Here is a 17,629-nt window from a genome sequence, read left to right as displayed (position 1 = left end):
GCGCCTCAGTCCGGCAGTCCGAGCACGCGCTTGGCCACCACGTTGAGCTGCACTTCCGACGTGCCGCCTTCGATGGAATTGCCCTTGGAGCGGAGCCAGGAGCGTGTGACGCCAAGTTCCTCTTCGGTGAAGCCTTCGCCTTCCCAGCCGAGACCCTGCGTGCCGAGAATTTCGAGCAGGAGCTCGTAGCGGCGCTTGTTGAGCTCGGTGCCGTAATATTTGAAGATCGACGAGGCGGCGCCGGTGCCGATGCCCGCCTTCGCTTCTTCCGCCGTGCGCTGCAATGTCAGCGCGAAGGCCTTTCCGTCCATCTTCTGCTTGGCGATGTGCTCGCGCAGCGCGGCCGAAGCGACGCGGCCATTGGCTTCGCCGAAATAATCCTTCGCCAGCGCTTCGAGGCTCGCGGAGCTGCCGACGCCCGAGCCGAGGCCCATGCCGGAGATCATGTCGCGCTCGTGCTGGAGCAGGCGCTTCGCTATCGTCCAGCCTTTGTTGAGTTCGCCGACGAGATTCTTTTTCGGCACCTTCACATCGGTAAAGAAGGTTTCGCAGAAGGGCGAGGCGCCGGAGATCATGGTGATCGGCCGCGCTTCGACGCCCGGCGTCGTCATGTCGAAAAGCAGGAAGCTGATGCCGTCATGCTTCTTCGCCGTGTCCGTGCGCACGAGGCAGAAAATCCAGTCGGCCTTGTCCGCATAGGAGGTCCAGATCTTCTGGCCATTGACGAGGTAATAGTCGCCCTTGTCCTCGGCCTTGGTCTGAAGACCGGCGAGGTCGGAGCCCGCGCCCGGTTCCGAATAGCCCTGGCACCAGCGGATCTCGCCGCGCACGATCGGCGGCAGGTGCTCGCGCTTCTGCTCTTCATTGGCGAATTCGAGAAGGGCCGGCCCAAGCATCCAGAGGCCGAAGCTCGATAGCGGCTGGCGCGCCTTGATGCGGCGCATCTCCTGGCCTAGGACGAGGCTTTCCTCCTTCGTCAGGCCGCCACCGCCATATTCCCTGGGCCATGTCGGTGCGGTCCAGCCGCGCGACGCCATGCGATCGAGCCAGACTTTCGAATCTGGATTGGCCCATGTCGCGTTGCGTCCGCCCCATGGCGTTTCTTCCTCGGGCATGGATGTGCGCATCGAAGCGGGGCAATTCGCCTCCAGCCATTCGCGCGTTTCCTGGCGGAACTTCTCGATGGGTTCCATTGATGTCTCCTCGATACGAACAGGATTTCAATTGCGGGGTGGCAGAATATCAGCCGGAAAGTCTTAGGCAATTGACAATGACGGTGCGTGCGGAAGCTGTGCCGCAATAATCCATAGGTAAATTGCGTCTATCGGCGGAGATAGCGCTCGACTTCGGGCCGCTCGCGCAATTGCCGGGCCCAGCGGCGCAGCACACCGACGAGCCTCGGCTCATCGACACCTAGCTGCGCCATCGCGACACCGCCATTCACGCTTTCACGGTAGTCGGAAATGAGCCCGTCCTTCAGTTCGAAACGGCTCATGCCGTCGATGACGACTTGCTTGCCTTCATAGGCCGGAACCGTCGAGACGAATTTCGACAGCGACCATGCATAGCCGAGATTGCCGTTGCAAACAGGGTCGAGCATACGCCAGTCGTAATCGCGCGCATCGCGATGGAAATATTCTTCGAGCATATGCGCGATTTCGGCGCGGCCCTTGTGATCGCCATAGATGTAGTCGTGATAGACGCCATCCTCGGTGAAGCATTCGGCGAATGCCTTGCCGTCGCCCGCCGTAGCGGCGGCGGAGAATCGTGCTAGGAGAGCGGCGAATTCGTCCTGCGTCATCACCGCTCTCCCCGATGCATCAAGCTACGCCGAGTTCGTGCTTGGCGAAGGCCGTCACGCCCTTGTAGTCCGCCTTGCCGTTCGGCGCGCGGAAGGCGATGGTGGCGCCGAGCAGGATACGCTTCGGCGTCTTGTAGCCTGCGAGCTTCTCGCGCACATGGGCGCGGATTGCGGCCTCGTCGAACGAGTGACCATGCGCGAGCTTGATGATGCCGGTGACGGCCTGTCCCCATTTCTCATCGGGAAGGCCGACGACCAGCGCGTCTTCGACGGCGGGGTGCGTTTTCAGCACTTCCTCGACTTCTTCCGGATAGACCTTTTCGCCTGCGGTGTTGATGCAGACGGAGCCGCGTCCGAGCAGCGTCAGCGTACCGTCTGCTTCGACCGTGCACCAGTCGCCGGGGATCGAGTAGCGCTCACCCTTGATGGTGCGGAAGGTCTCGGCGGTCTTTTTCTCGTCCTTGTAGTAGCCGACGGGGATGGGGGCCGCCATGGCGATGATGCCCGGCTTGCCGCTGCCCGGCTCGACCTGCTCTTCCTTTTCGTCGAAGACCTTGCAGCGGTCGCCGATCTGGAATTTCGCGGTCCCGATCTCGCCGTCCTTCGTCATCATCGAGGCGCCGAAGCCGATGCCTTCCGAGGCGCCGAAGCTGTCGGTCATGATGGCCTGCGGAATGTGCTTGAGAAGGCTGCGCTTCACTTCCGTCGACCACATGACGCCCGAGGAAATGATCGTGACAATGCTGGAGAGGTCGTATTTCCCCGGCGTCTCGTCGAGCGTGCGCAGCATCGGCTTTGCGAATGCATCGCCGACAATGGCAATGCTCTGCACCTTGTTGCGGTCGACGGCTTCCCAGAGTTCATCGGCGTCGAGCGACGGGCTTTCCAGCGTGACCAGCGCGCCGCCCGCCATGATGACGCCGAGCGAGCTCAGAAGACCCGTGCCATGCATGAGCGGGCAGGCGGGCAGATGGCAGCCCTGCGGGCCCATCAGCTTCAGCGCTTCGACGAGCTGTTCCATCGTTTCCGGCACGGGGCCTAGCTTGCGGCCCGCCGCAAGCTGGACTTCGCGCAGATCGTCGTGACGCCACATCACGCCCTTGGGCATGCCGGTGGTGCCGCCGGTATAGATGAAGAGAAGATCGTCGGGCGAACGCTTGATATCGAGCTTCTCGCCGCTGCCGGTGTTTGCCAGCGTCTCGTAACGCTCCGCGAAGGAGGCGATCTCGCCGCCGTCATTCACTTCGACGAAGGTATGGACCTTGGTAAGGCGCGGTCTGATTTCCTCGATGATGTCGCGGAATTCCGAACCGTAGACGACCGTCTGCGCGTCCGAGTTGTCGAAGATGTAGAAAACCTCGTCGGCCTTGTAGCGATAGTTGACGTTCACATGGGTCAGCCGCGCCTTGAAGCAGGCATTGAGCAGTTCCATGTATTCGGGCCGGTTGCGCATATAGAAGGCGACCTTGTCGCCCGGCTTCGCGCCGCGTTCGATGAGGGCGCGGGCGAGGTTGTTGGTGCGCTTCGTGCTTTCTCCCCAGGTGATGACGCGGTCCTGATGGATGAAGGCCGGGGCGTCCTGGGGCAGGACTGGCGAAATAGCGTCGAGAATGTCCCCGAAATTCCAAGGCATGAACGAACTCCTCCCAGAAGTCATATGGTGTCGGCCTCTTCGGGCCAATTTCTGTTTGGGGGCATGATACAGGGAAAATCGCGCCCGTCACCCGTTCTGGAAACGGGGCGCAGGCCGGGGCAGGACCAACGAAAAAGGGGCGGCCTTTTCGGGGCCGCCCCTCGACTTCCGGTGGCTTTCGCCGCTTATTCGGCCGCCGACATGCTGTCGAGCGAATAGGCGCGAGTGCCCTGACCGTTCAGCTGAAGGAGGTACTTGATGCCTTCTTCCGCGATGTCGTCGCCGATCATGCGGTCGCCTTCGGCATAAAGCTCCTTCATGTCGATGAAGGCTGCATAGTTGCCGGCGGTGCGGTTGGTGATGATGCCGGCCTTGAGCAGCGTCTTGATGAGGACGCGGAAGATGTTGGTCGTCTCCTGCATCTCCTCGCGGATATTGACATCCGTGAGGGCCTCCATGAAAGCGCCCTGCACCCACTGCCAGTCAAGACCGACGGCGGCATAGATGTGCTTCTTCTGCTCGGGGCTGCCGAGGTTGTAGAGCAGGATTTCGAACACGTGCCACGCCCAGTCTTCGATCTGGTTGCGCTCGTCTACATTGATGTTGGGGATGGTGCGGTCCGCCCAGATCTTTCCGAACTTGTGGTGGAACGCCTCGTCCGTCATGGTGAGCTGCATCAGCTTCACGAGCAGCGGATCGCGGCTCACCTTGTAGAAGGTCGCGAAGGCGCCCATGGCGAGGCCTTCGACGAGCATTTGCATACCGACGATCTTTTTCCAGACCAGCGGCGAGAGAACGAGTTCGGTGAGAACGTCGCCGAGCGCCGGACCGACCGCAACAGGCTTGCCCCAGCGGGCCTTGATATAGTTCGAGAAGCCGGCGACGTGGCGGGCCTCTTCGCGCGTCTGGTTCGCGGCATATTCCTGCGCGCCCGGATCTTTCAGGATGTGGCAGAGCGAAGCCGAAAGCGCCAGCGCGCCAGCTTCGCCGTGAAGGATCGACGAAAGCGACCACTGCACGTCGAGATTGACGAGCTTGATCTTCTGCTTCTCGTCGAGCTTGTCGGCGACGGCGGTCTTGAGATCCGTGTTCTGCGTCGGATCGATCAGGTATTCGTTTTCCATGTCGAAGGGCTGCGAGAAGTCGACATACTTCTTGTCCATCGGATCCCAGAAATGATCGTGGGTCGCCGAGATGATCTTGTCGAAAGCGTTGGAGCGCTTGCCGTAGCGCTCGACATCCATCATCGCGGGAAAGTCATCCGGGGCGACGGCTTCGTAAGCCGGATCCACGGTCAGATTCGTTTCGATCTTCGTCATAGCTCCTCCTGTGCGCGGCCTTTTCCGGCCCGTTCCCTTGCTGGCAAGTCCGCGTCATCCCTCGCGTCCGCCCTCATTCCCCTTATCAATATAGGACGGAGAGTTAAGGCTTGCAAAAAATAATGACGCCCATGTCACTTTTGGTCACGCTTTCCGATCCGGTCCCGAGGCCTATGCGGCGTGGGCGGAACTGGTGCTAACCTGATGAAAACAAAGGGGGCGAAAATGAAAAAATCAGGTTTCACCGAGACCGAACATGGGCGGATCGCATGGGTCGAGACCGAGAGCGACGGCCCGGCGGTTCTTTTCATCCATGGCAATTCCTCGGCCAAGGAGATGTTCGGCCGGCAATTTGAGAGCGAGATCGGCCGACGCTACCGGCTGATCGCCTTCGATCTGCCCGGTCACGGCGAAAGCTCCGACGCGCCAGATCCGGGGGCGACCTATTCCATCCACGGTTTTGCCAATGCCGCCATTGCCTTCCTCAAGGCTCGCGGTATTTCTCAGGCGGTCGTGATGGGGTGGTCGCTGGGCGGTCATGTGGCGCTGGAATTGATGGCGCGTTGGCCCGGCACCGTTGCCGCCTGGATCACCGGCACACCGCCGGCGGGCGGAGCCGACATGCAGGATGGTTTCCTGCCGTCGGAAAATATGGGCCTTACCTTCAAGGATCAGTTCACCGAAGAGGAGGCGCGTTCCCAGGCGCAGGCAGGCGCGGGCGCGGACGTGCCGCTCGAAGACTGGATGGTGGCGGTTGCCCTGCGCGCCGATGGCCGCTTCCGCCCGCTGATGCTGCAGTCGATCATCGAAGGCAAGGATATGGACGGACGCGAGATTGCGGAGACGGCGCTGCAGCCGCTAGCCGTCGTCACTGGCGGAGCGGAGCCCTTCGTCAACAATGCGTTCCTGAACACTGTCGCCTACCGCAACCTGTGGGACGGAAAGGTGCATGTGCTCGACGGGCTCGGCCACGCGCCTTTCTGGCAGGACGCGCCGCGCTTCAATGCGCTCTTCTCGCGCTTCCTCGACGAGGTTATTCGCTGAAGGTATCCGATATGCGCGGAACAAGCCGCCGCGTCGGCGAGGGCCCGCGATAGGCTTTCGTCTCGACGATGTGGATCGGTTTTGACACGGCGGCAAGAATGCGTTCGTAGAGCACCGCCGCGGTGATGGGCTTGCCGATGTAGTCGGTGACGCCATTGTCGCGAGCGAGCCGCACCATTTCCGGGCCGACATGGCCGGAGATCATCAGCACCGGCACGTCGCGGTCGCAGCTTTCGGTGCCGTCTTCACGGCATTCGCCGCTGCGAACGCTGCGCGTCAACTCGTAGCCGTCCATCGGGCGCATGCTGCCGTCGGTGATGATGAGGTCGGGCGCTTCGGCGCAGAAGAGTTTAAGTCCCTGCTCACCACTCGAAGCACTGAGGATCGCGCCCACGCCCATGCTTTCGCAAAGCGCGGCGAGGACGCTCCTCATCTCGGCGCTGTCGTCGACGATGAGGATCTTGAGCTTTGCGAAGAGCTCCCTGTCCGTCATCCGGCCGATCTTTCGCCGTCATGCGTGAGGGCGATGAGTCTGTCGAGTGAGGCCAGCGTCTCGCTTGCGAGAATTTCGTCGCCGCCGCCCTGCTGCAGCGCGTCATACATGGCTTCGACATGAAAGCGCAAGACGGTGGAGACGACGGGCTTGTAGTTTTCGAGATAGGCGCAAAGCGAATGCGCGAAGCGTCCGACGGTCGGGTAGCCGAAGGTGCCCGCGAGCCCGCGAATCTCATGCGCCATGGAATAGAGCTGGTTGCGCGCGTCCGGCTCGCCCGCGCCGGTTGGCTCCACGAAGGAAAAGAGCGAGCCTACCTGCGCCTTCAGGTTCTCGGAGTATTTGGCTGTGAGCTCGCGGATCGTCTCCTGCATCTGATCGAGGACGCGGGGGTCGAGGCGCACAGGCGCGGTGAAGTCGGCGCCGAGCTTGCGCTCCGCGATCGAGGGAAGACGAAGGAAGCGCGCTGGAACTTCGGGTGATTGAGCGTCGTTCATGCGATGCCCCTCAGATATAGGTCACTTGACGGCGCTCGGGGCCGTCGATGGCCTCGGCGTCGATCCGGCGGTCCGGTCCGGTGAAGTTCGGGGTTTCGATGAGCTTGCGGGGCCTGTTCAGTGCGCCGACGAGGCGTTCATAGAGGAGGCGCGGCGAGACCGGCTTGCAGATGAAATCTGTGACGCCGGAATCGCGCGCGCGTTCGACGGCGGAGAGTTCGCTATGCGCGGACACCATGATGATGGGCACGGCGCGTAGTTCATCCTCGCCGATGGCGCGCAGCCGCTGGGCGAGCACAAATCCGTCTGTCGGCTTCATGGCGGCATCGGTGATGACGACATCGGGGCGGTGCTCGAGAAACTTCGCCCAGGCTTCCTCGCCATCGCTGGCGACGATAACCTGGCCGACGCCGAGCACATCGAGCAGCCGCGCGATCAGTCTGCGCATGTGCAGGCTATCGTCGACAACCAGTATCGTCAGCATCTCGAAAAGAGATCGAGCCATGCTTACCCCCACGAAACCTCAGCGAACGCCCCACGCGTTCATGGGCACCCTAGCGGAGAGGTTCTAAAGAAAAGGTAGCAATTTGGGGGGATTCGCCAGTTGGCAGTCCCAAGCCCGTCGCAATCAGGCCCTGGCGGTGACGATCCAGACCGCGCCGCCCAGCGCCAGCCCTTCCGCTGTCACGTGCTTTGCGAGTTCGTTCCTCATGCTCTCCCGGACGCGGGCGATGATTTCACGCGGTTGGTCGTTGAGCATCCGTCCGACCGGCCCAACCTCGATCGACTGGGCCACTGCTTCCTCGAGCGCATTGGGGCCCGCGCCGAGTGTCATCATGGCATCGTGTGGCGTCATGACGATGTCGCGGAAACCGGCGCGCGTCAGGATCGAGGTGACATGGGCGCTATCGGCGAAGGCGAAGGGGCCGGGCGCACCGGGGACGCCGGGCTCGGGTGGCGCGATGTGGGCGAGCACTGCCCGAAATGGCACCGTGATCCAGCCATTCTCTGCCACAGGGCGCCAGCAGACGAAGGCAAGGCGGCCTTCCCGCGTCAGCGCAGACCGGATATTGGCGAAGGCAGATGCCGGATCGGCGAAGAACATCACGCCGAAGCGCGACGCCATGATGTCGAAGCTTTCGGGGGCGAAGGCATGAGCCGATGCATCGGCGATCTCGAATGTCGCGCTGAGTCCTTCCGCCGCTGCGCGTTCCCGGGCGCGTCCGACCATGGGTACCGAGATGTCGACGCCGAGGACGCGGCCCTTGGGGCCGGTCGCGCGGGCGAATTCGAGCGTCGTCGCGCCGCATCCGCAGCCGATGTCGAGCACGCGTTCGGCGGGTGCGACATTCGCCGCCTTCAATAATGCCACGCTGAAAGGCGCGAGCATGCGGTCGAGCCGGTCCTGCGCCGCGACCCATTTGGTCCCGACTATGCCGTTCCAGGCTTCGATCTGTTCGGAATTGTTCTGCGCCGCGGTTTCGCCGGATGTCATGTCGGGTCTCCCTTTTTGCTCCAGCATGGAAGGCGAAGCGGGAGAGGGCAAGATCAATCGGCGGGAATCGCCTCTTCGCGCTCGGCGAGAAGGCGCAGGCGCTGCTCGATCTCGGTGATGCCGAGTTCGATGGGGCCGAGTTCCATCTCCTCTGGCAGGGCGGCATCGGCGCCGGTTGGAAGTTCCGGCTCGATAAGGCGGGGGCCTGCCGCCGACTGGAGCCGTGCGAGCCGATCCGCTATCAGTGCGGCATGGTCGAGAAAGCGTTCGCTGACGCGGGAAACGAGCGTCTGAGCAGCCGCGATCTCGCCGGCGATCATGGAGAGTTCTTCATTTTCGGCGAAGCCCGAACGCGGCGGCGAAAGTTCGAGCCCGCCCGCGCCGGTCGTCAGGTTGACGACGTGAACGGCGACGCCTGCGCGTCCATCCTCATTGAGTTCGATGTCGAGGGCGGGATGTTTCCCGCCGATCAACCGACCGTTTATGAGGTTGATGCGGTTATGCGAGGCGGAGCCGACGGCGGCATCGATTTCGGCGCGCACATCGTCATAGCGGCCGGCGAAAAGCGCCCGGTGGCCCGGATCGTCGGTCGTGTTCGCTGCGCGAACGAGGTCGAGGGCTTCACGCAGGCGCTCGCCCACCGTGTCGATGGCAAGGACCGCGGTTTCTATGGTGGAAAGACCGGTGGCGATGCGCTGGCCGAGCTCGGCAGCTGAGCGCGATCCGGCACCGGCGGCGGTGTGGCGCAGCGCGCGCGCGACCGCGCTCCGCGGGGCGCGCGGTCTGGCGGGATTTTTACGCTTCTTCTTTTTACTGCTGCCCAAGAGCAGAGAAACAATGCCCATCTTCTGGCCCTCGGCGGATGCGGCCCATCATCCGCGCAGGGCAAGCCTATGCTCTAATACGTTGACGCAACCTAAACGCGGGGCCGGCCTCCGCCGATCTGCTAGAGTCCCCTTATGGCGAATCTCCCTGCTCCCCTCTGGAAAATCATTCGGCCGCTCACCCGGATCTATTACCGGCTCAGCCGGCCATTGACCTTCGGCGTCCGCGGGTTGGTGCGCGATGAGCGCGGCCATGTGCTGCTTGTTCGCCATTCCTATGTCGGTGGTTGGTACATGCCGGGCGGCGGGGTAGAGCGCTCGGAAACCGTGATGACGGCGCTGACGCGCGAGCTGGACGAGGAGGCGGGCATCCTGCTGAGAGGCAGGCCCAGATTTGTCGGGCTCTATGCGAATTTTCGCGAATTCAAATCCGATCACGTCGCGCTCTTTCTGGTCGAGCATGGAAGCTACGACCGGGTGGCGCGGACCAGTTTCGAAATTGCCGAATATGATTTCTTTCCGCCGGATGCGCTGCCCGAGGGAACGACACCCGGCACGAGAGCCCGCATCCGCGAAGTACTGGCGGGGGAGGACGCGCCCGACCTCTGGTGAGGCGCGCCCGCCTTTTCAGATCGTCGGCCGCCGATGCGCCCAGGGCTGCGCCGCCTCAAGCTGCCCGGCAAGGCGGAACAGCGTCGCCTCATCGCCGAAGCGGCCCGTGAACATGGAGCCGATGGGGAGGCCTTCCCCGTTCCAGTGCAGCGGCACGGACATGGAGGGCTGACCGGTCATGTTGTAGACGCCGATACTGGGCACATATTCGGCGCTCAATGCGAGATAGGCGCCGACGTCGGGCGACATGGTGTTGAGCGCGCCGAGCTTGATCGGCGGCAGCGAGAGCGTGGGCGAGAGGTGGATGTCGTAACGCTCGTGATAAGCGGCGAATTTGCGGCCCATCTGGTGAATGTAAAGCGTCGCCGCCACATAATCGGCAGCGCTGCGCGTCTTGGCGAGTTCGGAGACGAGGCTCGTGAAGAATTCGATCTCCTCCTTCGCGATCCCGCGTCCGAGTTCAGCAGCGCGCATGTTGAGCGCGAAGAGCGTATTGGCGCCGATGAGCGTTCCTTGATGCTTTGCCATTTCCTCGACATCGATCGCGGGCGCGTCTTCCTCGACGTGATGGCCGAGATCGGCGAGAAGCTTCGCCGTCGCTTCTATCGCCTTCACGACATCGCCATGGCTTTGCGTACCGTTCGGACGCTTCGTCGTGAATGAGATGCACAGCTTGCCCGGCGCTTTCGACACTTCGTCGAGATAGGAGCCGGCGAAGGCGGGTGCGGCATAGGGATCTCCCGCCGCGGGCCCATGCGTCACGTCGAGCATGGCGGCGCTGTCGCGCACGCTGCGCGACACGGCGTGGGCGGACGACATGCCGGCCCAGCCTTCGCCGCGATCGGGGCCCATGGGTGTGCGTGCCCGCGTCGGCTTCATTCCGAAGAGGCCACAGGCCGATGCCGGAATGCGGATCGAGCCGCCGCCGTCGCTCGCATTGGCAACGGGCAGGAACCCCGCAGCGACGGCCGCCGCCGCCCCGCCGGATGAGCCGCCCGCTGAATGTTCGGTGTTCCAGGGGTTGCGCGTCGGGCCATAGTGATGCGGCTCGGTCGTGACCGAGAGGCCGAACTCGGGCGAATTGGTCTTGCCGAAAATGACCAGCCCCGCCTCGAGATAGCGTGTCGTGAGTGTGCTGTTGTGATCGGCCTTGTTGTCCTTGTAGGCGGCGGAGCCGAAGCTCGTAACCGTGCCTTTATAGAGCAGGTGGAGGTCCTTCAGCAGAAAGGGCACACCCTTGAACCTACCCTCGGGCAGGCCGCTCTCGATCTGGCGCCTTGCCTCGTCATAATGCTTGAAAATGACCGCATTGATCTTCGGGTTGGTCTTTTCGACCCGACCGATGGCCTCGTCGAGCAGCTCTTCCGGCTTGATGGCGCCGTTCCGCACCAGTTCCGCCAGCCCCAGCGCGTCGTATTTGTCGTAATCGGAAAATCCCGCCATCATTCCCCCAATATTCTGTCCTTCATTCATTTTAAGGAGACACAGCGCGGCGGCCAGCATTTTATGGCGCGCGCGACTGGAAGCAGGCAAGGAGGAAGAGAGATGATGAAGAATATTTCCGGTGTCGCCGTGGCGCTCGGACTCGCCGCTTTTCTTTTGGCCGTTCCGGCGTTCGCCGGTTCGGCGAGCGATTTTCCGACGGACGATGCGACGCTGAGCGCCCTCAACGATCAGCAGCTCACGCTTGTGCACACCGCGGCGCGGGAATGCATGTCGATGCCGCGCGGACCCAATATGGGGCGCGCTTGTGTGATTGCGTCGGTGGAGCAGGCCGTCTCATTGAGTAACAATGAGCAACTCAAGGCGTTCAACGCGAGAATGCCGAGCAGTATGCGCTACAATGAATATCGCACCATGATCGATGTGAAGCGCGTCTTCTCCCATACCGAGAAATAGACGCTCTCAGCCGCGATCATGCGGCGCGTCGAAATTGAGCAGGGGCCCTAGCGGCACGATGCCGGTGGGATTTATCGTCTTGTGGCTGCCGTAATAGTGCAGCTTGATATGATCAAGATTTACCGTCTCGGCGACGCCCGGCATCTGATAAAGCTCACGCGTATAATTCGCGATGTTCGGATAATCCGCGATGCGGCGCAGGTTGCATTTGAAGTGGCCGTGATAGACCGCGTCGAAACGGATCAGCGTCGTAAGGAGCCGCCAATCGGCTTCGGTGATTTGCGCGCCTGCAAGGTAGCGTTGACGTGAAAGCCGTTCTTCGATCCGGTCGAGTTCGGCAAAAAGGGCTTTCACGGCTTCTTCATAGGCGTCCTGCTTCGTCGCGAAGCCGGCCTTGTAGACGCCGTTGTTCACGAGGTCGTAGACGACGGCGTTGATCGCGTCGATCTCACTGCGTGAGCCTTGCGGGTAGAAATCGAGCGAGGCGTCGACGCCGGGCAGTGCGTCAAATGCCGAATTGAACATCCGGATGATTTCCGACGACTCGTTTGAAACGATGGTGCCCCGTTCCTTATCCCAAAGCAGGGGCACGGTGACGCGGCCTGTGTAATCGGGCGTTGCAAGTTGGTAGACCTCATAGAGCCGCGTCTTGCCGTTCACATTGTCCGGGGACGTGCCGGCATGGCCACCCTTCATCGTCCAGCCTTCATCCAGCATCAGCGGATCGACAATGGTGAGCGAGATCTTGCCGGCGAGCCGCTTCAGCTTGCGGAAGATCAGCGCGCGATGCGCCCAGGGGCAGGCGAGCGAGACATAGAGATGGTAGCGGCCGGCTTCCGCCCTGAAGCCGCCTTCGCCGCTGGGGCCGGCGGACCCGTCCGCCGTCACCCAGTTGCGAAAGCCTGCATCGCTGCGCACGAAGCGGCCGCCGGTCTTGCCCGTGTCGTACCATTGGCCCTGCCATTGTCCGTCGACGAGCAATCCCATGTGGCGGCTCCTTAAGCTTCGGGCGGAAGATCGGCGAGAACGATCTCGGCGTCTTCTTCGGCACGAATGACGAGGTTTTCGACGTCGCGGATCGCCGCGCCCGAGCGTTCTGGTACCAGCACGCCATTGACAGTGACACTGCCCTTTGACGGGACCAGATAGCCGAGACGTCCGCCCGGAAGGGCGTATGTCACTTCCTGGCCCTTTTCGAGGTTGGCGCCGAGGATGGCAGCATCCTGCTCGATATAGAGCGCTTCGGCAGGCGCATCGGGCTTGCCGCTCGCGAGCTGCACAAGCTGGCCCTTGCGATCATCCTTGGGGAATTCCGCCTGCTCCCAGCGCGGACGAATGCCCTGCTTGCGCGTTTCGATCCATATCTGGAAGAGCGTGGTGTCCGCGTCTTCGAGGTTCCATTCCTCATGCTGGATTCCACGTCCGGCCGACATGACCTGAACGTCTCCCGCTGCCGTGCGGCCCTGATTGTTCAGGTGGTCGCGATGGGTGATCGCGCCTTCGCGCACGAAGGTGATGATCTCCATGTCGCGATGGGGATGGGGCGGGAAGCCTGTACGCGGCTTGATCAGGTCATCGTTCCAGACGCGCAGCACGCCCCAGCCCATGCGGGCAGGGTCGTAGTAATTGCTGAAGGAGAAGTGATGCTTCGCGTTCAGCCAACCATGGTTGGCGCCGCCGAGACTTTCGAATGGTCTGATGTCGATCACGATATGTCTCCTCTCTCACTAAAAATAACGCCCGGCCAGCGCCGCGGGGGGAGGGACGCCGACCGGGTGCGCGGAGCGAACGCTTACATGCTCCGCGTAGGTTGTTCAGTTCTTCAGTTCTTCAATTTCTTCGCGATGCGCGCGACATGCGCGCCTTGATGCTTCGCCATGTCGAGTTCCACCGCGCTCGGGTTGCGCGAACCGTCGGGCCCCGCGATGGAACCAGCGCCATAGAAAGAACCGCCATGGACTTCCGAAATGTTGCCGAGGCCAGGTGCGCCGAAGGGAACGCCGACAACCACCATGCCGTGGTGGAGCAGCGTCACATGCGTCGTCAGGATCGTGGACTCATTGCCGACGCCGATGCCGGTCGACGTGAACACGCTGCCGACCTTGCCGATGAGCGCGCCTTTAGCCCAGAGGCCGCCCGTCTGATCGAGGAAGCTGCGCATCTGGCCGGACATGTTGCCGAAGCGGGTCGGCGTGCCGAGGATGATGGCGTCATAGCCGGCAAGCTCGTCCACCGTGACGACCGGGGCCATCTGGTCGGTCTTCATATGCGCGGCTTTGAGCTGCTCTTCGGTCATGGTCTCCGGAACGCGCTTCACATCGACTTCGACGTCCGCTTCCGAACGCGCGCCGGCGGCGACAGCTTCCGCCATCTTTTCGATATGCCCGTAGGAGCTGTGATAGAGAACCAGAACGCGCGTCTTGTCGGCCATTTTTTACCCCTTGGTCGCCCCGGTCAGGGGCTGTGCAATGTCTTCGGGGCTATATTTGGTTGCCTTGAACACTGAAACAATCCAGTCTTTTGAGAACATATTGTTCCCCGGAAGAAACAAATGGCCCTGGATCTCAATGCCTTTGCCGCCTATGCCAAGGTGGTCGAACTCGGCAGCTTCACCGCCGCCGCCGAAGCGCTGAAACTCTCCAAATCCATGGTCAGCCGCCAGGTCTCAATGCTGGAGGACGAACTCGGCGTCCGACTTCTGAACCGGACGACGCGCAAGATCAGCGTCACCGAGGCAGGCGCGGTCGTTTTCGAGCGCGCGAGCCGCATCGTTGCGGAGGCGGAGGAGGCGGAAAGGGATGCGGTCTGCATCGAGGGCGCGGTGCGTGGGCGTTTGCGTATCAACGCGCCAATGACTTTCGGCATCCGCGAACTTGGGCCGGTGCTGCCGAAATTTCTCGCCCGCTATCCCGAACTCGTCGTCGATCTGGAGTTGAACGACCGCCGCATCGATCTGATGGAGGAGGGCTTCGACGTCTCTTTGCGCATTTCGGCGCTGCTTGATTCAAGCCTCATTGCGCGGCAGCTCGCGCCCGTTCGCCGCTTCATCGTCGGCACGCCGGAATATTTCAAGACGCACGGTGTTCCGAAGCATCCGCGCGATCTCGCCGATCACTCTTTCATCCTCTACACGCAGGTGCAGCGGCCCGAGCTTCTGGAAATGCAAGATGCAGCCGGCAAGCGCCTGCAGGTGGAGTTGAAGGGGTCGCTTCTTTGCAACAATGCCGATGCTGCGAGTGCAGTGCTGATGGCGGGGCAAGCGCTTTCTCTCTCGCCGGATTTCATCTGCTACGAAAGGTTGCGATCTGGAGAACTCATCTCCGTCTGTGATGACTGGCAGTTTTCGCCGCTGACGCTGCACGTCATCTATCCGCATACGCGGCATCTCTCGGCCAAGGTCCGCGCCTTCGTGGATTTCGCTGTCGAGGAGTTCGGCCCCGGCAAGGCACCCTGGATCGGGCCGCTCGATCAGGCGGCGAAGAAGGGCCGGAAGTAGCCAATCATGCAAAAGGCAGATTACGTCGCGCAATTTACGGCAATGTCACCAGAGCAACAGACAAGAATGCTTCTTCTGCTGAGCTGGGAGTTGACTCTTGTGGGACGTGATATGTTCGGTCGATCGACATATGAAAATTCGGCGATGCTCGAATCCAATGTCGTTGCGATACGGGAGAGAAGCTATTCGGATGCTGAGAAGATAGAGATTGCCCGCGGCTTGACCGACATGCACCACCAGATTTCGGGTCATCTTCTGAAAATGGGCAACCCGGAAGGGCGCTATCCCGACGACGTATTAATTAGCGTCTTATGCAATATCTCTGAGGCGCATGGTATGAACGCTGGTTTGCCGCATTGGTGGCAAAGAGCATATTCGAGATTACGCTCCGGCTGGGATTGAACAGAAAGATCGGTCGTTCATCTGCCTTCCAGCAAAATGAAAAGACGCGAGGCCTTCGGTGGCATCGCGCCTTTTGCGGTCGTATTTGCAGCGGTTTTTCACGACTCGCTGTCGGTGGAGCGGTGAGGCGAGTGCCTTCGCCGCGATATTGCGCCTCTTGGGAGGCGCCTTCTTTCGATGGGCCATCGCAACCTCCTGAAAGCCAAACGGCGACACCTATATGGGTGTCGCCGCCTGAAAAGTCCATATGCACTTCTTCGTCACGGCCCGCTTTATGCGGGCCGTGACGAAATGTGGGTAAGCGCTTACACCGGTTCCCAGGTGAACACCGAGCCCGTATTGCCAAGGTCGGTATAGCCGCCTTCCATGGCAGGGAAGGCGTGGGTCAGGATCGTCTCGGGCGTCCAGCCGTCGATGCGGGCGACCGACTTCACGGGGCGAGGCTGGGAGAAGAGCACCAGCTCGTTGCCGCGGACCGAATAGATCTGGCCGTTCGACGTGCAGCTCGGCGCGGCAAGCGCCACGGCGAAATTGCCGACCTGCTCGGCGCGCATCGCGTTCTTCATGCGCTCGACGCGCTTCGCGGACACTTCGTCCTTGACCGGGATGGTCGCGATCATGCGCGTCCAGGCGAAGGGCGCGATGATGTTGGAGCGGACGTTCTTCGCCGCGCCTTCCATGGCGATGATGCGCGAGAGACCGGCGATGCCCATCTTGGCGGCGGCGTAGTTCGCCTGGCCGATATTGCCGATGAGGCCCGAGGTCGAGGTGAAGAGAACGAAGCTGCCTTCCTGCTGCTCGCGGAAGTGATTGATGGCCGCGCGCGTGATGTTGTAGCTGCCATGGAGATGGACGTCGATGACGGCCTTCCAGTCCTCGTCGGGCATCTTGTGGAACATGCCGTCGCGCAGGATGCCGGCCGGGCTGATGATCGAGTGGAGGCCGCCGAAGGTGTCGAGCGCCTGGGCGATCATGTTCTCGGCGCCAGACTTCAGTGCCACGCTGTCGGAGTTCGCGACCGCTTCGCCGCCCGCCGCCTTGATCTCGTCGACCGTCTTCTGCGCGGCCGAGGCATTACCCTCGTCGCCGCCCTTCACGCTGCCGCCGAGGTCGTTGACGATGACCTTCGCGCCCTCACGGGCTGCGATCAGCGCGCATTCCTTGCCGATGCCGCCGGCGGCGCCGGTGACCAGAACGACCTTGCCCTCAAGAAGTCCCATGGAATTCTCCCTGCTTTTCGTTTGGAATTGGAGGGCAAGCTAGCCGATGGAAGGCCCGACATTCCAGCCTTTTTGACCGGATACGCCCCGAGCTTTCGCTTTACGTCGGGGCGGCCCCATGCTATCCGCCTGCGGCTAATAGGGTCTTTTCGCCGAAAAGGGCGGAGCCCAGAGGGATCGGACATGACGCGCTTTACGACGCAGCGACGACGAATGGGTAGCGAGGGCCGCTCGGCTCTCGCCCAGGCGTGCTGCCGCGTTTACGGCGTCTACCGGGGCTGATTGCCCGAGTTGACCGTGCGGCGGGCGCTTTTCAGCCTTTGCAATGTCCCGTCCGAAAGACCCAATCCCATGTTTGACATCGAGATCGAACGGCCCGAGCACGGCCCCGCCATCGAAGCCCTTCTCGACCTGAGCTTCGGCCCCGGCCGCTACGCCAAGACAGCCCAGCGGCTGCGTGAGGGCAACGAAGCAATCCCCGAGCTTTGCTACGTCGCCTTTATGGGCGAGGGCGAGGAGCGCAAGCTCATCGGCAGCCTGCGTTTCTGGCCGGTGGTGATCGGCGGCGTGCCGGGCCTGATGCTGGGGCCGCTCGCGGTTGTGCCCATGCTCCGGGGGCAGGGCGTCGGCATCAATCTGATGCGGCGGGGCCTCGCCGATGCCAAGGCGATGGGCTATCAGCTCGTCATTCTGGTGGGCGACGAACCCTATTATGTGAAAGTCGGTTTCGGTCCGGTTCCGGCAGGGCGGCTCACCATGCCGGGCCCGGTCGATCCGGCACGGCTTCTCTACCGCGAGCTCGATATCGGCGCCTTTGGCCACGCGCATGGGGCGATCACGAAGCCTATGCCCGGCAAGCCGTCTGAAGAGATTGCGGCGGTTGGCGCAGCCTGA

General features: G+C 62.2%; 20 protein-coding genes. 6 read left to right on the top strand and 14 right to left on the bottom strand.

The features are described 5' to 3' along the window. Positions 1–5 precede the first annotated feature (5 nt). The 4 genes from F2P47_RS12345 to F2P47_RS12330 form a co-directional block, all read right to left on the bottom strand. Positions 6–1,193 (bottom strand): acyl-CoA dehydrogenase family protein, encoded by a 1,188-nt coding sequence (locus tag F2P47_RS12345; RefSeq protein ID WP_152216673.1) that lies wholly within the window; start codon positions 1,191–1,193, stop codon positions 6–8. Between the two features lie 128 nt (positions 1,194–1,321). Next, a complete protein-coding gene (locus F2P47_RS12340; RefSeq protein ID WP_152216672.1) occupies positions 1,322–1,801 on the bottom strand; it encodes a nuclear transport factor 2 family protein in 480 nt (159 codons plus the stop codon). A gap of 19 nt (positions 1,802–1,820) precedes the next feature. Continuing rightward, a complete protein-coding gene (locus tag F2P47_RS12335; protein WP_152216671.1) occupies positions 1,821–3,434 on the bottom strand; it encodes an acyl-CoA synthetase in 1,614 nt (537 codons plus the stop codon). A 185-nt stretch (positions 3,435–3,619) separates the two neighbouring features. Next, the gene (locus tag F2P47_RS12330; RefSeq protein ID WP_152216670.1) at positions 3,620–4,753 is read right to left on the bottom strand and encodes a ferritin-like domain-containing protein; all 1,134 of its coding nucleotides are present in this window, start codon (positions 4,751–4,753) and stop codon (positions 3,620–3,622) included. Between the two features lie 225 nt (positions 4,754–4,978). Between F2P47_RS12330 and F2P47_RS12325 the strand changes: the two genes are divergently transcribed. Next, complete coding sequence (locus F2P47_RS12325) at positions 4,979–5,797, top strand: alpha/beta fold hydrolase (protein WP_185681090.1); 819 nt, start codon at positions 4,979–4,981, stop codon at positions 5,795–5,797. On the opposite strand, the gene F2P47_RS12320 is transcribed toward F2P47_RS12325, so the two are convergent. From F2P47_RS12320 to F2P47_RS12300, 5 genes are all read right to left on the bottom strand, one after another. Further along, entirely contained in the window at positions 5,787–6,290 is a 504-nt protein-coding gene (locus F2P47_RS12320; RefSeq protein ID WP_152216668.1) for a response regulator, read from the bottom strand. The two genes, F2P47_RS12325 and F2P47_RS12320, sit on opposite strands and share 11 nt — an antisense overlap. After that, positions 6,287–6,787 (bottom strand): Hpt domain-containing protein, encoded by a 501-nt coding sequence (locus tag F2P47_RS12315; protein ID WP_152216667.1) that lies wholly within the window; start codon positions 6,785–6,787, stop codon positions 6,287–6,289. The genes F2P47_RS12320 and F2P47_RS12315 overlap by 4 nt, the downstream gene beginning before the upstream one ends. 10 nt (positions 6,788–6,797) lie before the next feature. Then, positions 6,798–7,292 (bottom strand): response regulator, encoded by a 495-nt coding sequence (locus tag F2P47_RS12310; RefSeq protein WP_152216666.1) that lies wholly within the window; start codon positions 7,290–7,292, stop codon positions 6,798–6,800. 123 nt (positions 7,293–7,415) lie between these two features. Next, positions 7,416–8,282, bottom strand: coding sequence for a class I SAM-dependent methyltransferase (locus tag F2P47_RS12305; protein WP_185681089.1), 867 nt, complete (start codon positions 8,280–8,282; stop codon positions 7,416–7,418). A gap of 53 nt (positions 8,283–8,335) precedes the next feature. Continuing rightward, entirely contained in the window at positions 8,336–9,127 is a 792-nt protein-coding gene (locus F2P47_RS12300; protein ID WP_152216664.1) for a hypothetical protein, read from the bottom strand. Positions 9,128–9,241: 114 nt separating this feature from the next. Here F2P47_RS12300 and F2P47_RS12295 point away from each other — a divergent pair, with 114 nt between their 5' ends. Further along, positions 9,242–9,718 (top strand): NUDIX domain-containing protein, encoded by a 477-nt coding sequence (locus tag F2P47_RS12295; RefSeq protein WP_152216663.1) that lies wholly within the window; start codon positions 9,242–9,244, stop codon positions 9,716–9,718. Positions 9,719–9,733: 15 nt separating this feature from the next. Here the strand turns inward: F2P47_RS12295 and F2P47_RS12290 are convergent, their stop codons facing one another. Continuing rightward, the gene (locus F2P47_RS12290; RefSeq protein WP_246176869.1) at positions 9,734–11,164 is read right to left on the bottom strand and encodes an amidase; all 1,431 of its coding nucleotides are present in this window, start codon (positions 11,162–11,164) and stop codon (positions 9,734–9,736) included. Between the two features lie 99 nt (positions 11,165–11,263). Between F2P47_RS12290 and F2P47_RS12285 the strand changes: the two genes are divergently transcribed. After that, entirely contained in the window at positions 11,264–11,617 is a 354-nt protein-coding gene (locus F2P47_RS12285) for a hypothetical protein (protein WP_152216662.1), read from the top strand. 6 nt (positions 11,618–11,623) lie between these two features. On the opposite strand, the gene F2P47_RS12280 is transcribed toward F2P47_RS12285, so the two are convergent. The 3 genes from F2P47_RS12280 to wrbA all read right to left on the bottom strand — a co-directional run bounded on the left by F2P47_RS12280 (position 11,624) and on the right by wrbA (position 14,048). Beyond that, positions 11,624–12,604: a glutathione S-transferase family protein gene (locus F2P47_RS12280; protein ID WP_152216661.1), complete on the bottom strand. Its 981-nt coding sequence runs from the start codon at positions 12,602–12,604 to the stop codon at positions 11,624–11,626. Between the two features lie 11 nt (positions 12,605–12,615). Next, positions 12,616–13,326, bottom strand: coding sequence for a pirin family protein (locus F2P47_RS12275; protein WP_152216660.1), 711 nt, complete (start codon positions 13,324–13,326; stop codon positions 12,616–12,618). Between the two features lie 113 nt (positions 13,327–13,439). Beyond that, entirely contained in the window at positions 13,440–14,048 is a 609-nt protein-coding gene (gene wrbA, locus F2P47_RS12270; RefSeq protein WP_152216659.1) for an NAD(P)H:quinone oxidoreductase, read from the bottom strand. Positions 14,049–14,168: 120 nt separating this feature from the next. On the opposite strand from wrbA, the gene F2P47_RS12265 reads away from it, so the two are divergent. Continuing rightward, positions 14,169–15,113: a LysR family transcriptional regulator gene (locus tag F2P47_RS12265; protein ID WP_152216658.1), complete on the top strand. Its 945-nt coding sequence runs from the start codon at positions 14,169–14,171 to the stop codon at positions 15,111–15,113. Positions 15,114–15,119: 6 nt separating this feature from the next. Continuing rightward, positions 15,120–15,515 carry a hypothetical protein gene (locus F2P47_RS12260; RefSeq protein WP_152216657.1) on the top strand — a complete coding sequence of 132 codons (396 nt, stop codon included), beginning with the start codon at positions 15,120–15,122 and terminating at the stop codon, positions 15,513–15,515. 305 nt (positions 15,516–15,820) lie between these two features. On the opposite strand, the gene F2P47_RS12255 is transcribed toward F2P47_RS12260, so the two are convergent. Continuing rightward, entirely contained in the window at positions 15,821–16,735 is a 915-nt protein-coding gene (locus tag F2P47_RS12255; RefSeq protein WP_152216656.1) for an SDR family NAD(P)-dependent oxidoreductase, read from the bottom strand. A gap of 351 nt (positions 16,736–17,086) precedes the next feature. Here F2P47_RS12255 and F2P47_RS12250 point away from each other — a divergent pair, with 351 nt between their 5' ends. Further along, a complete protein-coding gene (locus tag F2P47_RS12250) occupies positions 17,087–17,629 on the top strand; it encodes a GNAT family N-acetyltransferase (protein WP_152216655.1) in 543 nt (180 codons plus the stop codon).

The sequence above is a fragment of the Parvibaculum sedimenti genome (genome assembly GCF_009184905.1).
Taxonomy (GTDB): Bacteria; Pseudomonadota; Alphaproteobacteria; order Parvibaculales; family Parvibaculaceae; genus Parvibaculum; species Parvibaculum sedimenti.
The sequence above is the reverse complement of the archived record's forward strand: the minus strand, read 5'-3'. Positions and strand labels throughout refer to the sequence as shown.

Coding starts and splice junctions, on each gene's coding strand:
- F2P47_RS12345 (WP_152216673.1), bottom strand. CDS start 1,193: ATGGAACCCATCGAGAAGTTCCGCCAGGAAACGCGCGAATGGCTGGAG.
- F2P47_RS12330 (WP_152216670.1), bottom strand. CDS start 4,753: ATGACGAAGATCGAAACGAATCTGACCGTGGATCCGGCTTACGAAGCC.
- F2P47_RS12265 (WP_152216658.1), top strand. CDS start 14,169: ATGGCCCTGGATCTCAATGCCTTTGCCGCCTATGCCAAGGTGGTCGAA.
- F2P47_RS12290 (WP_246176869.1), bottom strand. CDS start 11,164: ATGATGGCGGGATTTTCCGATTACGACAAATACGACGCGCTGGGGCTG.
- F2P47_RS12305 (WP_185681089.1), bottom strand. CDS start 8,282: ATGACATCCGGCGAAACCGCGGCGCAGAACAATTCCGAACAGATCGAA.
- F2P47_RS12340 (WP_152216672.1), bottom strand. CDS start 1,801: ATGACGCAGGACGAATTCGCCGCTCTCCTAGCACGATTCTCCGCCGCC.
- F2P47_RS12310 (WP_152216666.1), bottom strand. CDS start 7,292: ATGGCTCGATCTCTTTTCGAGATGCTGACGATACTGGTTGTCGACGAT.
- F2P47_RS12315 (WP_152216667.1), bottom strand. CDS start 6,787: ATGAACGACGCTCAATCACCCGAAGTTCCAGCGCGCTTCCTTCGTCTT.
- F2P47_RS12295 (WP_152216663.1), top strand. CDS start 9,242: ATGGCGAATCTCCCTGCTCCCCTCTGGAAAATCATTCGGCCGCTCACC.
- F2P47_RS12325 (WP_185681090.1), top strand. CDS start 4,979: ATGAAAAAATCAGGTTTCACCGAGACCGAACATGGGCGGATCGCATGG.
- F2P47_RS12280 (WP_152216661.1), bottom strand. CDS start 12,604: ATGGGATTGCTCGTCGACGGACAATGGCAGGGCCAATGGTACGACACG.
- wrbA (WP_152216659.1), bottom strand. CDS start 14,048: ATGGCCGACAAGACGCGCGTTCTGGTTCTCTATCACAGCTCCTACGGG.
- F2P47_RS12320 (WP_152216668.1), bottom strand. CDS start 6,290: ATGACGGACAGGGAGCTCTTCGCAAAGCTCAAGATCCTCATCGTCGAC.
- F2P47_RS12260 (WP_152216657.1), top strand. CDS start 15,120: ATGCAAAAGGCAGATTACGTCGCGCAATTTACGGCAATGTCACCAGAG.
- F2P47_RS12285 (WP_152216662.1), top strand. CDS start 11,264: ATGATGAAGAATATTTCCGGTGTCGCCGTGGCGCTCGGACTCGCCGCT.
- F2P47_RS12250 (WP_152216655.1), top strand. CDS start 17,087: ATGTTTGACATCGAGATCGAACGGCCCGAGCACGGCCCCGCCATCGAA.
- F2P47_RS12300 (WP_152216664.1), bottom strand. CDS start 9,127: ATGGGCATTGTTTCTCTGCTCTTGGGCAGCAGTAAAAAGAAGAAGCGT.
- F2P47_RS12255 (WP_152216656.1), bottom strand. CDS start 16,735: ATGGGACTTCTTGAGGGCAAGGTCGTTCTGGTCACCGGCGCCGCCGGC.
- F2P47_RS12335 (WP_152216671.1), bottom strand. CDS start 3,434: ATGCCTTGGAATTTCGGGGACATTCTCGACGCTATTTCGCCAGTCCTG.